This window comes from Psychrobacter aquaticus CMS 56 (genome assembly GCF_000471625.1).
Taxonomy (GTDB): domain Bacteria; phylum Pseudomonadota; class Gammaproteobacteria; order Pseudomonadales; family Moraxellaceae; genus Psychrobacter; species Psychrobacter aquaticus.
On record NZ_AUSW01000022.1, the window covers coordinates 1 to 15767 of the forward strand.

The window sequence follows — 15767 nt, forward strand, 5'->3', positions numbered from 1 at the left end:
ACAGTTATTCAAATAGCTTGTAATGGTGGCAGAATAATGGCTGATAAAGATAATAACTCAAAACAGAGTAATAATATTGAAAAATGGCTAAATTCACATATTTTAGAACTAAGTCATAATCACGAAATCGAAAGTCTACTTATTGAACTTACTTTTTTATTAGATATTACGCCTTCATATTACAAAACTGAGCTAGCCGAAGAGCACCAATACCTATCTGCTTGGATTGAAAAACAGCGTTCTAACTCGGATTTAATAGATCCTAAAAAGAGTCCTATTTACGATAATGGTATTAAAGACAAATCATTTTTACAAGAAATTGGTGAACGCTACGTTATTGCGTTTCTAGCAAGCCGTGCTCCTTGCCTTAAAATTAATATATATCGCGCGGTTTATTTTTTGCTTTGTCTAAAAATGGCTGAGTTAACAGACTATGATAGCCGTATTAAGACAACCTTAAACGAGTGCCGTTATCTGACAAACAAAGTTAGAAGTTTTTTAGTGCTTTTCTTGCCAGATATTCTACAAATTAGAGGACTACAACAATTACGACAGACACTTGAGCAAGTAAAAGGTAATGAGCTATATGATATCTGGGAAAAAGCAGACCCTGATGCTTTAAAAAACTTTGTTGAAAAAGATCAACATACTGAGGACGATAGAGGTCAATCAAAACAACAAGATGAAGTAAATGAAAAACTATCAAACTATATTTATGAGTTTATTTTACCGATTGAAAACTGCTTTAAGAATGAATCTGGTATCACACGTAACGTCAAACAGGCTGAGAAGCTTATCGATGGTTCGGAATCTATAGATGACACTACAGGAAATATGACTAGTGATTTAATTTTAGTCACAGAAGTGGTTGACGATAATAGCGCTTTTGAAGCAGAAGAGCGTCAAGATGATGAAGAGCATTCATTTGAGCAGATATCTATTACAAAACCCACTAATTATTATTTAGATAGAGTACGGGCAGAGCAGCAAGTAAATAGCCGCCATCAACGCATTATGAGTCAAGCGACAGATGTGAACAATGCACATCCAGATGACATTAAGGTCTTAGCCAATAGCCTAATGACTACGTTACTAGAACTAAAGTTAGAAAAGCTAGACGATATATATGATCAAGATAATATAAACATTGATTTTGATATCAATAATCAAGCAGCGCTCTATTTGCTAATGCTTTTATTATCAGGGCTGCCTAACATATTCATCTCTAAAAACCTTAAATTAAGCTATCAGTCTTATCACTATTCTTTAGAATTTACGCCAACCCGAAGTGTCATTCAAGATAATTGGGATACTAGCCTGTGTGCTGATAATAGAGACAGTCTTACGCTTTTTTTTCCTGAAATTATAGGCAAATTGCATTACTGCATTGCAAACGATATAAGTCCAAAAGTTTTTGAACAGGTTATACAGCAAGCAAGTAATCAGCTTAAAGGTATCAATAAAGAGTACAGAACCAGGCTTACAATAAACAAGGTTAAAAACTATATTTCTCACTTTTTAACTCAAAAAGGACGTGATACTGCTTTGATAGATGTACTAACTGAACAGCCTATCAATCATCAATCAGCGCTCCCTTATTTTAACGTCAGTCAATATGATCTATATAGCTGTCAGTATGACTTTATCAAACACATATCCACTATGATTGATGATCATCAGCACTCTAGTAGATATGTCTATAAATTCTTCACTCTACTGGATGAGAAGGTGACAGGCTACTGGGATAAACAAACTGGCAGTGCCTTAGCTGTTAGTGAAATACGTTTGGAGCATGTGGTATCTATACTACGTGATAGATTACAAACACAAATTGATAATAGGCGTCTTGACGACTTCGAATCAATGGTTGAGATGCACAATATGCTCACTGATTATTTGTATATCATGCTATCAATATCGAGTGGTTATCGTCCTGTTAGTGAACCATTTGGTAGGCTCAGTCATATCGATACTCTTACTAAGAAATTTTTTATTAGTGATAAAGAAAATCATCAAGACACACAAGGACGGTTCATTTATCTACCAGATATGGCAAATGAACAAATTCAAGAGTATGTTCACTTTTTGCAGAAGAACGCTAGTATTCTATCCAGATTAGATAATCCGCTTGGTGGTATTTACCAAAGTATTCTTAAAAGTCATATTGGGTTGATCGTCTATCTTAATTTTGATAAAGAAACTGATAGGATTGCCGAAGTTCCTCTCAACAAAAACTACATTCATGAACGGCTGTCTAAGCATATCAATCTACCTATGAATTGGCATCGTCATTTTGTTCGATCGTTTCAGGCCATTGAGGAGGGTCTATACTCTCTAAATGATCGTTCAGTATATGAAAGCTTTAGTCACGATTTGATTGGAGCGTGGATGGGACATGCTGACGCTCTTGGTTTTGATTTTTATAATCGCTATAGCGGCCTTAAACGCAGCGAATTAAAACGATTTTCGGTGTACTTGGATGAAGTGCTTAAAAATATTGGTTTTGAGGCCATGATACTGGAGAGAAGAAAGTGACTCAACGTGCATCTGGTATTGAAAAACGAGAGAATAACAGAAATATAAACTTAGAGAAAAGCAGCAAACGAGCGCAACGTTTGGTTAAAAAGTACGTTGATCTTGATGTAGTCGCACAATCAGAGGAGCAGCAAGAAGTATTTAACGTTATGTGGCAAAAGTTTGATCACGAACTAAAAAAACATAAAAATTTTCGTAACTATCGCAGCTATGTCTACGGATATAACGAAGCCATCCGTTACTGCCAAGACTATATTGAAGATCATGACGTCAATTTGGGCTTTCCAAAATATATTGTAGTCTCCGAGCGACCAAAGAGTTTTCGTACTGAATCATGGTTTATAGACGGCCAAAAAATACTTAGATTTTATATCAGCTGGATGGATGATATAACTAATAAAAAACAACTCGTATTAGAGGACCTGATGCTGTCGCTTATTTTTCATAGTGCAGTACTAAAAGCGCCAGTATTGCAGGCTATTTTAAATAATGTCATTGATGATTCATTAAATATAGAATCTATTTTTGGTTTGCCTTTAATCAGTATTATTATTGACGATACGACGTATCATACAAATACTATTGTAGCCTCACAGGCTGTACATCAAGCTCAGGTCTTTTTATCACCATTAACCGCACGATTAATCGACTTATACCACCAGCAACCAAAATCTGATCTGAAAACGAATAGTGTTAAAGTAAAGGACTTATATACGAGCCTACGAATGCGACAATCAAATAGCCAGACTCCATTGGATATGGGGTTGAGTAAATTTTTGAGAGGAGCAATATATGTGTTAGAAGACTACCTTGGTATAGATATCCCTGAGCACACATGGTATCTGATTACTGGTGATGAGAATACATACAGTCTACCAAGGGATAATTGGCAATCTATTGCTCATGATATCAGTCATCACGCTGACACACATTATGACTTAAAGCTTCACGCATTAAACGATGGCATGGTCAAACTCAAAAAGCCCAATCACACCACAGCGGTAGAAATTGCAAAATTGTTTAAAAGAAAAAAAGGTCAAAAAGTCTCAAAAATTACTTTTACAGCTGACTTAGAGCAAATTTACCAAGGTTTACTGTCTGATAGCGCCCCCTTGAATGAATTGGCTATTATAGGATGGCTTTTGTCTAAAACTGATAGCTGTCAAGTCAGTAGTATTCAAACCTATAGCAATATGATCACTTATCGCTGGTTGGTTGTAACTGAACACGTGGATTTTTATGACTGCTCTGCAGACGATTTTGAGGATATCTATAATGAATTGATTGAACTTGGCAAAACTGAAAAAGCCAAAAACACCATAGCTGCTCATATTGACGATATTCATCGTTATATGGTTAACAGTTTTAATATTGAGCCTATCGCACCGCTATCTTCTGCAACTCGAGCGCATCATAAAACGGGCTATTTATCAGAAACCATGTTTCAAGCTGTCCTAATTAATGCTCAAAACCTTAAGGTAGCTAAGGACGAGTCAGAGGCTATACAGCTTTCATTGATACTAGGTCAACGCTGCGGGCTTAGAATAGGCGAAATAGTAAAAGTAAGGCTAAGAGATGTCGCCCAATCATCAGCTTATCTAGAAGTGCGTGATAATAAATACGGAAACAACAAAACCAGCTCTGCACTACGACGAGTACTATTAAATCAGCTATTAACTGACTCAGATATGCTACTGCTTAAAAGAGTAGTACTCAGGCGGCATCAAAGCGCGGGAGATACCCTAATAGCCAGTCAAACTGGTAGGCCTTATCTGTCAGGTGATATGTCGCGTATTTTGACAGACTTGATTAAAGGCACCACTGGCCTTGCGTACTTGACGACCCATCATTTGAGGCACAGCTTTCTGACCAATTTTCAGCTCATGTCGTTTTTATATGATAACAGCTATCGTTTTGATAACTATGAACATTGCAGCTTGCAGGCGCTAAAAGACTTATTGCCTTATGATGAAGATAAGGCACGTGAAATACTGAACTACATCGAAACATCGATACAGTATAAAAAAATATATGCATTATCTGGCATAGCGGGTCATGCAAGCCCAAGCACTACTTTTGCTTCTTATGTCCATTTGACAGATATTGAGCTAGGGCTACTTCTTTATCATATAGACTTCATGCTACAACCTGAACACAGTGACGTGCTAGGTGTGCCTAGACGCAGAAAAAACGAGCTTAAAAGCAATCCGATTGCTATAAATGACTATTTTATTAAGAAAATCAAGTCTAAGCCACTTGCAAAGCCTAAAATTAAAAATGAGCTTATTAACCCAATGAGCGTGAAACCTAAAAAACGTAAGAAATACGCGTTTGACGAGGTGCGTCAAGTCTTAGATGCTTATACGCAAAAAGGAGACTATACGCATACTGAGTTAATAGATATTTTTGAGATAGAGAAGCATGTTTTTGACAGTTGGCTTAGTAATGCTCAGTACCTTAGAAATCATGCTGATTTTCAAACCATTCATAATAAACCAAGGCTATTTGCGCCTGATAGTAGTCATCATCTCTTGCCAACTTTAGATAGATTTGCTGAAGACAGAGACTTAATGAAAAAAATGACCAGTAAATTTCGAGGCTTATACAAGGTAGATGACAAAGATATCATTCATCAGTTTGTGCTGTATACGCTCAAAAACTCTCAATATTATAAAAATCATATTAATTTTAATGACTCTGATATATTAAATGACTATCTAAAAACTCTCGTAAATTTGGTATATAAAAAGGACATACGTTTAAAAGTTTATAACTATAAACAAGCAAGTAGCGATAACCTAAAACAGTGGCGTCCCATAATCAAAAGATTTGTGTCTTCCCAAATAGACTTTGTAGATAACAGCAGTACTAAAGGCACAGAATATCAGAAAAAAATACGGATGGAGCTCTCATTGGTGAGCCAAACCGAAGATGATCGAATTGAAGAAAGGTCTGAGTCTAGTTTACTTATCAGCGCATGGACCGTAAGAACACTGCAAATATTTTGTCATTATGTGTTTATTATGATCGGTGATCGTATAGTAGATAAAGAGTCTTAACAACTTAGGAATAAATAATGAATTTAGCGTCTAAAACCGTAACACCGAACAGTAAGACAGTGATTAGTCTTCATCCGCTAGCTAAAAAGCTGTATAAGCTAATCACTGAAGCCTATTTGCTTGGCAATCAACAAAATTTTTTATCCGATATGACCGCTAAATTAGAGTACCACAGAGGTATGCCAATAAATAATATTTCAATGATTAGTCAGGGGTCAGGGACAAATACCTATCGTATAATCGGAGGTTGTTTTAACCCCTTGTTTGATATTAATAACATGAGTGCTGATAACACGCTATTCCAGAGTTACAGTCAATCTAAAAAAAGTAGTAAAGCTGAGTTTGAGCAAGATATTGTAGATTTCATCTATCTGGATTTTATGAGGTCTATCTCAATTTTATCCTTGAAAAAGCCTGGGGCGATGGAGCCTCAACTGAGAATGCTTAGCAAAGAGTATAAAAGCAGGATTTGGAGCGCGTTATTCGATGGAGATAAGGGCTACCTACGCCAGATTGACTTTGCAAGTCTATTAGATATGGAGCGTGATACGATCAGTAAGCAGTGCAAATCATGATTAAAACCATATAATAGTGAAACTTTATTGTTGTCTAGCATGCGGTTTTAAATTATGATTTTCTGTTAACAAAGACTGACTGCTAAACAATATCAGCGCACCAAACATTGAAAATAGTCCAAAAAAATAAGAGGCAGTGGCAATGCTATATTTGTCAAAGAGACGCGGCTAATATCGAAGGCAAGTATTTTTTATAGTACATGCTGCCTAATGAGAATAGCGCTACTAAAGTAGCCAATCGCTGCTTATTAAAAGGTGTGGTCTTAGTGCTCGGTAGTGCCTTTAGTAAGGCAAAAAATGCAAAGCGTTTCTTATCAGGTAATATGTAAATCCATTCAAACTTATCCAATAGCTCCTCGCTAAAAATAGGGCGGTGGAGTACGAGTTTTAGAAGATTTGGGATGTATATTAAGGCACTTCTAGCAATATCTATCCAAATTAATTGTATAAAAAATATACGTATTTTTATTAATAAAGTATAATTTTTATACATTATAAGTGACCAAAATTAGTATATCTGACTTAATAAATAACTTTAAATTATGCTAAGCGTTGTCAGATAGATTTCTCTGTAAGCCTTCCATTATAAGGTTTTGTATGTTAATGTACTCTAATGCAATTTAACGAAATCTCCCTTGTCCAGCCTGTCACGCCGGGGGTCGCGGGTTCGAGTCCCGTCCGCTGCGCCATATTTAAAACGAATTTAAACTTTCGAGTTTAAGCAAGTTTCGCCTCAAGCATTAGGTTGCTTGAGGTTTTTTTGTGTCTGTTATTTTGTATTAAAGAGAGATGCTTTCAACGCTAAGTCTTGCAACTTGCCATAACTTCTAGCGTTGCTATTGGCTAAGACTTGCCACTATAGGCAGTTCAAAATAAAATCGCACTCACTATATAGTGGATCCAATCTAAAAGGTTGCAGCTCTACAGGTTTGAATTTTATGATAGCCTCTATCACGCCTGCAAACAGCCAGCGAAGGAAGTTTATTCCAGTAGAACACAATTAACGTATGCACCAACCACGGCATTGTAATCTTCAGTCATAAGGGCGTGATAACCATCAAGGCCAGTCGTTTTGTGCTCAACGATAAAGCCGGCCTCGCTCAAGCCTTTTTTTATATAATTGCCAAGGGATCATTCATCTTCGACTAACAGTACTTTTATAGCATACTCGTGCCGATTATTTAGGTGGATGTCAGTATTGCTGTGTCTACCGCTATTAATGATAGAGGAGTAGTCAGCAAACTCCTGTGATTGGGGCATAAGATGACAAGATTGTCATCTTGGCGTCATCTGATTGTCAGAGTCATGCTGCTAATTTGTCACTTATATAATTGTATCATTCCAGCAGCACGTGATTGTCAAGATATTGATTTTATTGTCCGCTGACCATATGTATTAGCAGTATCATTTGTGGGTTTTCGACACTTTACAAGCGTGTTAAAGCTTAACTTTATAAAGTTTTATTCTATATTAAATGAAATGAGAAGCCATTATGACTATTTTTGCTGTTAAGTCTGATTTCAAGCCTTTTAGTCAGTCGCCGAAGCGAGTGAGAGTAGCTACAGCTGTACTAGCCACTGTCATCTTATCAGCTTGTGGACAAGCTGACATCAATGCTTCTAAGGCCAGTACTCCTGATGCCAACGCTGTTGATTCGAGTGCCATGCCAGTGGAGCAAGCGGTTACAGCCACTCAAGTAAGCAATTCAGACCTACTCAAAAACGTGTCAGCCACTATTTATAAAGATGCCAATTGTGGCTGCTGTAAAGAGTGGGTAGATCATGCACAGGCGCATGGTTTAAGCTCAACGGTTCAGCACCCAACAGACTTGTCATTATTTAAAGACCGTTACGGCGTGCCCACTGAAATGCGCTCTTGTCATACAACAGTCACCACTGATGGTTATGTCTTTGAAGGCCATGTACCTGCAAAGTACGTGGCTGAATTTTTACAGAATCCGCCGGAGCAAGCCATCGGCTTGGCTGTCCCAGGCATGCCAGTCGGCAGCCCTGGTATGGAATATCAAGACCAGTTCATGCCATATCAGATTATGCAAATAAACAAAGATGGTACAAACCAAGTATATGCCGAAGTTGAGTCTTCAGCGCAGCAGTTATAGGCTAGTATTTCAGAGCTAGAAATATTTTCTTAGACTTTAGCTATTTTGCAAACGTAATGGAGATTGACTGATGAATCATGAAGAGCAAAAACAAATGAATCCTTATGTGAAATTTACCCTCATGATTCTTACGTCTACCGTAGTGATGTACATCATGATGTATTTCAATACTTATCAATGGGAACATGTGTATTTTAGCGAAACCCGAGCTTACATGGCGTTATATATGGGTGCTGGCATGGCAGTAATTATGCTGGCATTCATGACCAATATGTATAAGAAAACCAAGGTTAATTTAATGGTTTATGGTCTAAGTATTGTATTGTTTGCAGCGGGGATTTGGGGCGTTAGATCACAAGCCACTGTCAATCAAGTCGATTGGATGCAGGCCATGATACCGCATCATTCAATTGCTATTTTGACCAGTGAAAGAGCGGATATAGAAGACCCCAGAGTAAGGCAGCTTGCTGATGGCATCATCGAAGCACAAAAACGCGAAATAAGTGAGATGCAAGCACTTATTCAAGAGTTGGAATAAGCTGTTATTGATAGAAGAATGACTTTTAATATACGAATATGATGACTTTTTTAACTGGTAAATCTTAACTGACGTGTCAGTTTTATATCAACCATAACCATGAAGAACACACCATGAAGAACATTCAAAAATCACGTCTTGCCATTCTTGCTACTAGTATCAGTGCGGTATTAATAATTAGTGCTTGTCAGCCTACCAATGAAAGTACAAGTGCTACTACAAACGAAAACGTCACCTCAACGAGTAATGCAGCTACAGATGCTCACGCGATGGACGCGCATGCTGGTCATGATATGACAGGTGATGCCATGCCGATCATGAACAAGGAGTATAACGACTCCATGACGGTTATGCACGATAAGATGATGAGCAGCATGGCATACAATGATCCGGATGTTGCATTTGCTCAAGGCATGCTTGGTCATCATATTGGCGCCGTTAACATGGCAAAAATTCAGCTAAAGTATGGCACTGATGCCGAGATGCGTCAGCTGGCACAAGAAATAATCGACGCCCAGCAGTCTGAAATTGAGCAAATGCAGAGCTGGCTTGCCGACAATCCTGATGTTGCTGAGCCAACAGCTGCTACTGAAACCATGCGAAAAGCCTATGCTGATGGTATGGATGCGATGCATGGTGAAATGATGGCTGGTATTACTGATCCCAATCCTGACAAGGCATTTGTTCGCGGTATGTTGCCACATCATGCTGGTGCGATTGACATGGCCATGATACAGCTCAAATATGGTAAAAATGAAGAAATGCGCAAACTAGCACAAGAAATAATCGACGCACAGCAACCTGAAATTGAACAAATGCAAAACTGGTTAGCCAAATATGATGGTTAGATGACTGATATTTTTAACCCTCATGAGCTAACTGATGACACGCTTTAATCTAAAGAAACGGTATATCCTATGGTTGTACCAGTTTCTTCATCATATTTTCGAAAAGACAGAAACCATATGTTAGTGGTTTTGCTTTTTTTTTCAAAACTCAAAGATGGTTTCCTATACGATAGGTAAGGCGCCTAGCATTTCATAATCTGCTATGAGGTTCAATGACTCACTACTCACTTGACTGTGAGTATCTCCACTACTAATCATTATATTTTGCTGGGTAGTGCTGATCATCTCGCTCATTGTGCGTTGAATGAGCAAGTCTTCACTGACGTAGCTCGTATCAGCTGCGCTGTCGATTAAGGTGTAAGGTGTTTGCTGATGAGTTTTGCTTTGTTGCTCGTCACTGGTGGCTTCTAACTGCGTTTTGATCAGACTGTGATCATTGACCGTTCTACCAAGTCCTGTGGCCAATTGCGTTAAACGTTCCACTAAATGCTGGCCACCAAGGCTGGTTTGGATCAAAGTTGGAGTATGGTGCTGGTAGTTGTGTTGTTCTGATTGTGCATGGGTTTGCGGCTGGGTTGATAGGACTAGCGCTTCACCAGACTTGATATTGATCTGGGCATTGGTAGTGGCACTGATGCCTTGACGTTTGGCACTGTCTTTTACTGGATTGATAACCCCCATTTTTATACTAGCGGCAACTTGTCCATCTTTGATACTTAACTGTGAATAAGCTTGCTCGCTTCTATGGTCAGTAATCCATTCCGACAGGGTGTCATCTACTATATGCCGATAACCACTCTCGATGGCTTGTTCTTCATTGGTGGCAAATAGGCTAGGGCGCGTGGTGGATAACAAACTACCTGTGTTGATTAAGTGCTCGCTATCGCCAATAGATTGCATCAGGGTTTGGTCATCGGCTCTATGAGTGAAGTGAGTAGGAAGGTTTCAAATTTTAAGTATGGTATTCATAATAATGAGTATAAAAAACTCAAAACAGTCTTTTTATTCGTCTTAGGATTTGATATACGACAGTAATGATTATTACGATGTAAACCATGAACCAAGCTGTGAACGTAAAGTTTTTACCTACTGAAATCGTTGAATAACTGATATGAAGAAAACTTGAGGTTTCAAACAATGAAAGTATATACGCAGACAATAGTATATAAAAAAAGAATAAAATATATTTAGTTTCTAGTTTTATAGACTTTATTATTGAAGTTGTAAGAAAAAGCGTGAACAGTATACCGCTACTAAGAACCACAAGAACGAAATCAGAAGATCCAGACCCTTGCAAGTCGGATATTTTATATAGATCATTTTCACTCAAATATGAATAAATATAAAGACCGCCATTACTTTCAGAAAATAAGCTTAGCAACAATAAAATAAAGCTAAGAAATGTTATTTTAAATAACGTAGACATCTCATAAGTCCTAAAATTGGGTTGGTAAAGTAGAGTTATATTTCCACGATGTTAAATCTTCTTCAATATAGGCGTTACATGAATCTAATTTACAGTTATCTGGTTGACCAACTAATCTACCATTTAATGCTTCTGATATAGCATTCTGCCATTGCCAAGATCTGCCATATACACTACTTACAATTTTTCTTTGAGATATCTCACCATCTATATACTATTTAGTCCGTTCACACCACTATTATGAAATACAGTGGCTTCGAATGTACTAAGCTTTCTACCTCTTCTAGTTTGCTCAATATTTATATTTTTGCCAACTAAGTCTAAAGCAACTTCTGCATTAGTAGTTATTAAATCGAAAGTTTTACGTAGATATTTTGGATTTTTTTGCTCACTGTAGCCTAGCAAGTCTGCTGCTAGACCAAGTTGCATTTCTCCGTAGCCATAGGATGAATTTCGATCTAGATCTTTAAGAACATACGATAAATTATTTTTATAAGTTGCCCAGATTCCATGGTATTTTTCTTGAAAAATTATTGAAGCAATAGCCATAATTGCAACTTCGTTTTTCCTGGCAGACTTTTTAATCTCATTTCTCAAGAATGCTACCCATCGCAAACCGGCTGGAATTGCGGGAGCATTTTTCATAGTGTATATTAGTTTTGTTTCCTTAACGTTAGGATGTGATTGAGTCACACCAGTTGTCACTGAAAAAGAAAATAACGTATAAATATTGTCAAGTGAGGTGGTTGCTGAGATACCTAAGTTTTGAGTTTCTTCTTCTAAACTGGCATCAGATACTTTTAGTAGTAAAGGTTTCGAATTAATTTTAGTACCATTCTTTAGGTACATATCTACGTAAGCGTTACAATTTTTGATAGACTCGTTCTTATTTATCTTTGCTCGAATATCACTAGATTTGTTATCGTTAAGAGTCAATGTTTTAGTCTTTACAGATCTGTTTCCTATAATAAATATTACCCTATATTTATAAACATTAATTTCATTTTTAAATAGCTTAAATCTCGTGTAACAATACTTAGCTGCCATAGTCCCATCCATCTTCAATCTTTAAAAACGTAATTAACTTCTCACTACGTTCTGTATAAACTGTTTGTGTTCTACCACTGTCAGTAGTAATTCCAGATTCAATTAATTTTGATTTTTCATCTATTATTATATATTCATTATTACTTATACCTTCATTTTCACCATCCAAAAACTGATAAGCTAAATTATAAACCCCATTCATTAGCGTCTTAGTCTCAGGTATAATGTTAGGCAACCCTGCCAACCCCAACCCATCCATTCCACCCCCAGCCTTACTATGCTTGCCGCCTTTCTCCGTAAACTGTTTTGCCGTTATCGTAATATCCCCACCATCAAGCGTAATACTCGCACCACCAGCCGTCAGCGTAATCTTATTGGTCGCTACTATCTCAACTTCTTTGGTGGAGGAGGCGATGTTGATATCTTGCTTCGCCGTTGCTGCAAGTTTGCCTGTATGGGCAGACAGCATAATATTGTCTTTGGCATTGGTCATACTAAACTGACCATCTGCTATGAGGTTCAGTGATTCACTACTGACTTGGCTATGAGCATCACCACTACTGATTGTCATATCTTGCTGGGTAGTGGTAGTCATTTCACCCATCGACCGATGAATAATCATATCTTCGCTGATATAACTAATGTCGGATGCACTATCGATTAACGTGTGGGGTATTGTTTGATGGGTCTTAGCGTCTTGTTCTTTTATGATTGATTCAAGTTGGAACTTGATGGCTTGATGGTCGTTTACGTTACGTCCTAAACCTGTGGCCAATTGCGTTAAACGTTCCACTAAATGCTGGCCACCAAGGCTGGTTTGGGTCAAAGTTGGAGTATGGTGCTGGTAGTTATGTTGTTCTGATTGTGCATGGGTTTGCGGCTGGGTCGATAGGACAAGTGCTTCACCAGATTTAATGTTGATTTGAGCGTTGGTAGTGGCACTGATGCCTTGACTTTTGACACTGTCTTTTACTGGATTGATGACACCCATTTTTATGCTAGCGGCAACTTCTCCATCTTTAACGCTTAATTGTGAGTAAGGTTGTTCTATACGATGATCGGTGATCCATTCTGCTAGTGTGTCATCTACTTTATGCCGATAGCCACTCTCAACTGCTTGCTCATTGTCTGTGGCAAATAGGCTAGGGCGCGTGGTGGATAACAAACTACCTGTGTTGATTAAGTGCTCGCTATCGCCAATAGACTGCATGAGCGTTTGATCATCGGCTCTATGAGTGAAGTGAGTGCCGTAGTTAGCGCCAGCTTTTGCCTCTAATCGGTTAATGGGTTGTGCCGGACTATCAAGTAGATAGTTTTTGGTAGGTGTCATGTGATTGCGACTATCAGCATCACTTTGGGTCTCGGTAATGCCTGTCATCGGTGGTAGTGCGCGTTTGCTATAAAAACTACCGACCCATGACGTGTCCGCGGTAATTAGGCGCAGCTGAGTCAAGTGGCTGCCAGCTTCTAACGAAGAGGCATGGCGTTCATGATGGCGACGGCTAATGGTCAGTCCTGTCACATGCGCTAGACTGTTGCGAGCCAAATGGACGATATGGGTTGCGCGGTAATGTTGATTGAGTGCACTGTGGTCGACAAGCATAAAGGTGTCAGCCACGTTTAGGTCGGTAGCATGTGCAAGCGCATGATAAACGCCATAGTGGCTTTGGTGGCTGTTCGCCGCGATAGTAGCTTCATCAATGGTTTCAGCATCTGTCACTGGTGCAAAAGCGGCGGGAGTATCTAAAGTCAGCGTGTTACTAGGGGTTTGGCTTTCTTCTTGACTACTGTTAATGCTAGTAACAACGTCAGAGGACTGGGTGGAATGTGAGACAGTTGCGCTATTGAAACGCTGCATCATCACCGAGCTGGGTTGGGTAATAACTTGTTCGCTCAGTGCTAAAACGGGTGCATGGACACGGTCATGTAAGACTTGTTGATAGCGTAGAGGGCCAATGTTGACGCTGATGTCATCGTTATCGCTCGGGTACGCTGAGGTAATGACTAACTTTGGTGGGCGGTGATCGTCAGTTTGCTCGTGTCGTAGGTAAGCTGTCAGCCCTTGACGTGAGAGCCGCTCGCAAATATGTGTCCAGTCACTGATTTGCCATTGGGTCATCCGCGCAGGTGTCCAGCCAGCCCCATTTTCATCATCATTGCTACTATCATCGATTATTTCTATATCTAAGGGGGCTGTGCGTTCTGCTACCATTGCTTGTACGGATAAGTCCGTATCTATGTGACAGCTGAGATGCTGATGCAAGCGATAAGTGATGGGTTGTGCGAGCAGACGATAATAACCAAAGCTGCCATCATGATCCAGTTGATGCACAGCCGTCAGGTATAGATGGCGATAGCTTAAGCCACTTGGGGTGTCGAAGCTTAAGGTCAAAGGACTACCAATTAAATGGGTCAGTGGCGTAAAAGGTGGATGATGACGTTCATGAATATAGACGTGTAGTACATAGGTATCGATACCGTGCTGCTGGTGTTGATGACTACTATTGGGATTCAATTGGTCAATAATATCAGCTTCACAAAACCCTTGAATGAGCATGTTTTGCCACGCTTGATGCGCACTTAGGTCTTGCCGAGCACTTGGATAGGGCGCTTGAGTACTGCCTTCACTGGCATAGAGTCTATCAGGATGCATTGGGAGCACGGTGTTGGTCACGCGTAACATAGTAATGTCTCTATTCTTTGAGTAAGGGCTTTATAAAGGTAAGTCTTTATCTGCCACTATCGTCATATACAGTGGCGTCATTCGCTAAGGGTAAATTCGATACGGCGGTTACGAGTGCGCCCCTCTTCATTGTCATTGCTGGCAATAGGATCAGAGTCCCCTTTGCCGGTAGTACTGAGACGAGCAGCGTCAATATTACGACCTATCAAATATTGCTTAACCGCTTCTGCACGCTCATTTGATAAGGCTAAGTTGGCTGTAGGGTTGCCGACATTGTCGGTATGACCTGTGATAAGAACGGGTTTGTCACTGATGCGGCGCAAGACAGCTGCCATGTCGTCTAAGATTCCAAGTCCCATGGGCGTCAGGTTGGCGCTACCAGATTCAAACTCTACGATACGATTGCCTAAAGTGTCATCTATGAGGCGTTGTTCACCTTCTACGACAACCAGCTGGTTTTCTAACTGATAGAGATCGGTTAAGCGGGTATGAATACGATTTTGGATCGCTTGTTTTTGTTCAAGGCTGCTCACTTTGCCATGTAGGCTAATGGTTGTACCATGAATGTCAATACGGCCTTGGCTAATATTAGAGATGTCGCTATCGATAATGGCTGTCGCTATCTGTTGCCAGTTGGTGGGTATACTAATGTTTGAACGCACTTCAATCTCATCTCTAACTGGCTTGTTAGGGTATTGCGCTTTTAGCTTTTCTAGAAGCTGCTGTTTGTCTGAGCTAGTAGCGACCACACCTTTGATGACGACAGGTACATTTTGCGAGCCACTTGTTACATGAGCGTCGTTGTGTTCTGCAAAGACAGCAGCGCTAATAGGAAGGGTTATAGCAGACACTAACAGCAAGCTTCTTATGTGACTTGTTAGCTTGGGTTTCGTCGTTCTGGAGAGGACTTTCATTCAAGTACCTTTTCTAATTTTAA

10 protein-coding genes are annotated in these 15767 nt (G+C 39.3%); 6 read left to right on the forward strand and 4 right to left on the reverse strand.

Annotated elements, in window-relative coordinates; genetic code table 11:
- The 6 genes from M917_RS06245 to copM form a co-directional block, all read left to right on the forward strand.
- A partial coding sequence (locus M917_RS06245) for a hypothetical protein (protein ID WP_227500820.1) occupies window positions 1-2535 on the forward strand: 2535 nt, incomplete at its 5' end.
- Window positions 2532-5594: a tyrosine-type recombinase/integrase gene (locus M917_RS06250; RefSeq protein ID WP_021813945.1), complete on the forward strand. Its 3063-nt coding sequence runs from the start codon at window positions 2532-2534 to the stop codon at window positions 5592-5594. The genes M917_RS06245 and M917_RS06250, both read left to right, overlap by 4 nt.
- Before the next feature lie 17 nt (window positions 5595-5611).
- The gene (locus M917_RS06255; protein ID WP_040642186.1) at window positions 5612-6169 is read left to right on the forward strand and encodes a hypothetical protein; all 558 of its coding nucleotides are present in this window, start codon (window positions 5612-5614) and stop codon (window positions 6167-6169) included.
- 1492 nt (window positions 6170-7661) lie between these two features.
- On the forward strand, window positions 7662-8288 hold the full coding sequence (locus M917_RS06265; RefSeq protein WP_021813950.1) for a DUF411 domain-containing protein: 627 nt from the start codon (window positions 7662-7664) through the stop codon (window positions 8286-8288).
- Window positions 8289-8358: 70 nt separating this feature from the next.
- Window positions 8359-8826, forward strand: a complete 468-nt coding sequence (locus M917_RS06270; RefSeq protein WP_021813951.1) for a DUF305 domain-containing protein — start codon at window positions 8359-8361, stop codon at window positions 8824-8826.
- Between the two features lie 113 nt (window positions 8827-8939).
- Window positions 8940-9674, forward strand: a complete 735-nt coding sequence (copM, locus tag M917_RS06275) for a CopM family metallochaperone (RefSeq protein WP_021813952.1) — start codon at window positions 8940-8942, stop codon at window positions 9672-9674.
- A 162-nt stretch (window positions 9675-9836) separates the two neighbouring features.
- On the opposite strand, the gene M917_RS06280 is transcribed toward copM, so the two are convergent.
- From M917_RS06280 to M917_RS06300, 4 genes are all read right to left on the reverse strand, one after another.
- A complete protein-coding gene (locus M917_RS06280; protein WP_021813953.1) occupies window positions 9837-10574 on the reverse strand; it encodes a hypothetical protein in 738 nt (245 codons plus the stop codon).
- Window positions 10575-11307: 733 nt separating this feature from the next.
- Window positions 11308-12147, reverse strand: coding sequence for a hypothetical protein (locus M917_RS13705; RefSeq protein ID WP_021813954.1), 840 nt, complete (start codon window positions 12145-12147; stop codon window positions 11308-11310).
- Entirely contained in the window at window positions 12137-14830 is a 2694-nt protein-coding gene (locus tag M917_RS06295; protein ID WP_021813955.1) for a DUF2345 domain-containing protein, read from the reverse strand. Before M917_RS06295 ends, M917_RS13705 begins: the two co-directional genes overlap by 11 nt.
- A 77-nt stretch (window positions 14831-14907) precedes the next feature.
- On the reverse strand, window positions 14908-15744 hold the full coding sequence (locus M917_RS06300; RefSeq protein ID WP_084606173.1) for an OmpA family protein: 837 nt from the start codon (window positions 15742-15744) through the stop codon (window positions 14908-14910).
- Window positions 15745-15767: the final 23 nt, after the last annotated feature.

Coding starts and splice junctions, on each gene's coding strand:
- M917_RS06255 (WP_040642186.1), top strand. CDS start 5,612: ATGAATTTAGCGTCTAAAACCGTAACACCGAACAGTAAGACAGTGATT.
- M917_RS06265 (WP_021813950.1), top strand. CDS start 7,662: ATGACTATTTTTGCTGTTAAGTCTGATTTCAAGCCTTTTAGTCAGTCG.
- M917_RS06270 (WP_021813951.1), top strand. CDS start 8,359: ATGAATCATGAAGAGCAAAAACAAATGAATCCTTATGTGAAATTTACC.
- copM (WP_021813952.1), top strand. CDS start 8,940: ATGAAGAACATTCAAAAATCACGTCTTGCCATTCTTGCTACTAGTATC.
- M917_RS06280 (WP_021813953.1), bottom strand. CDS start 10,574: ATGCAATCTATTGGCGATAGCGAGCACTTAATCAACACAGGTAGTTTG.
- M917_RS13705 (WP_021813954.1), bottom strand. CDS start 12,147: ATGGCAGCTAAGTATTGTTACACGAGATTTAAGCTATTTAAAAATGAA.
- M917_RS06295 (WP_021813955.1), bottom strand. CDS start 14,830: ATGTTACGCGTGACCAACACCGTGCTCCCAATGCATCCTGATAGACTC.
- M917_RS06300 (WP_084606173.1), bottom strand. CDS start 15,744: ATGAAAGTCCTCTCCAGAACGACGAAACCCAAGCTAACAAGTCACATA.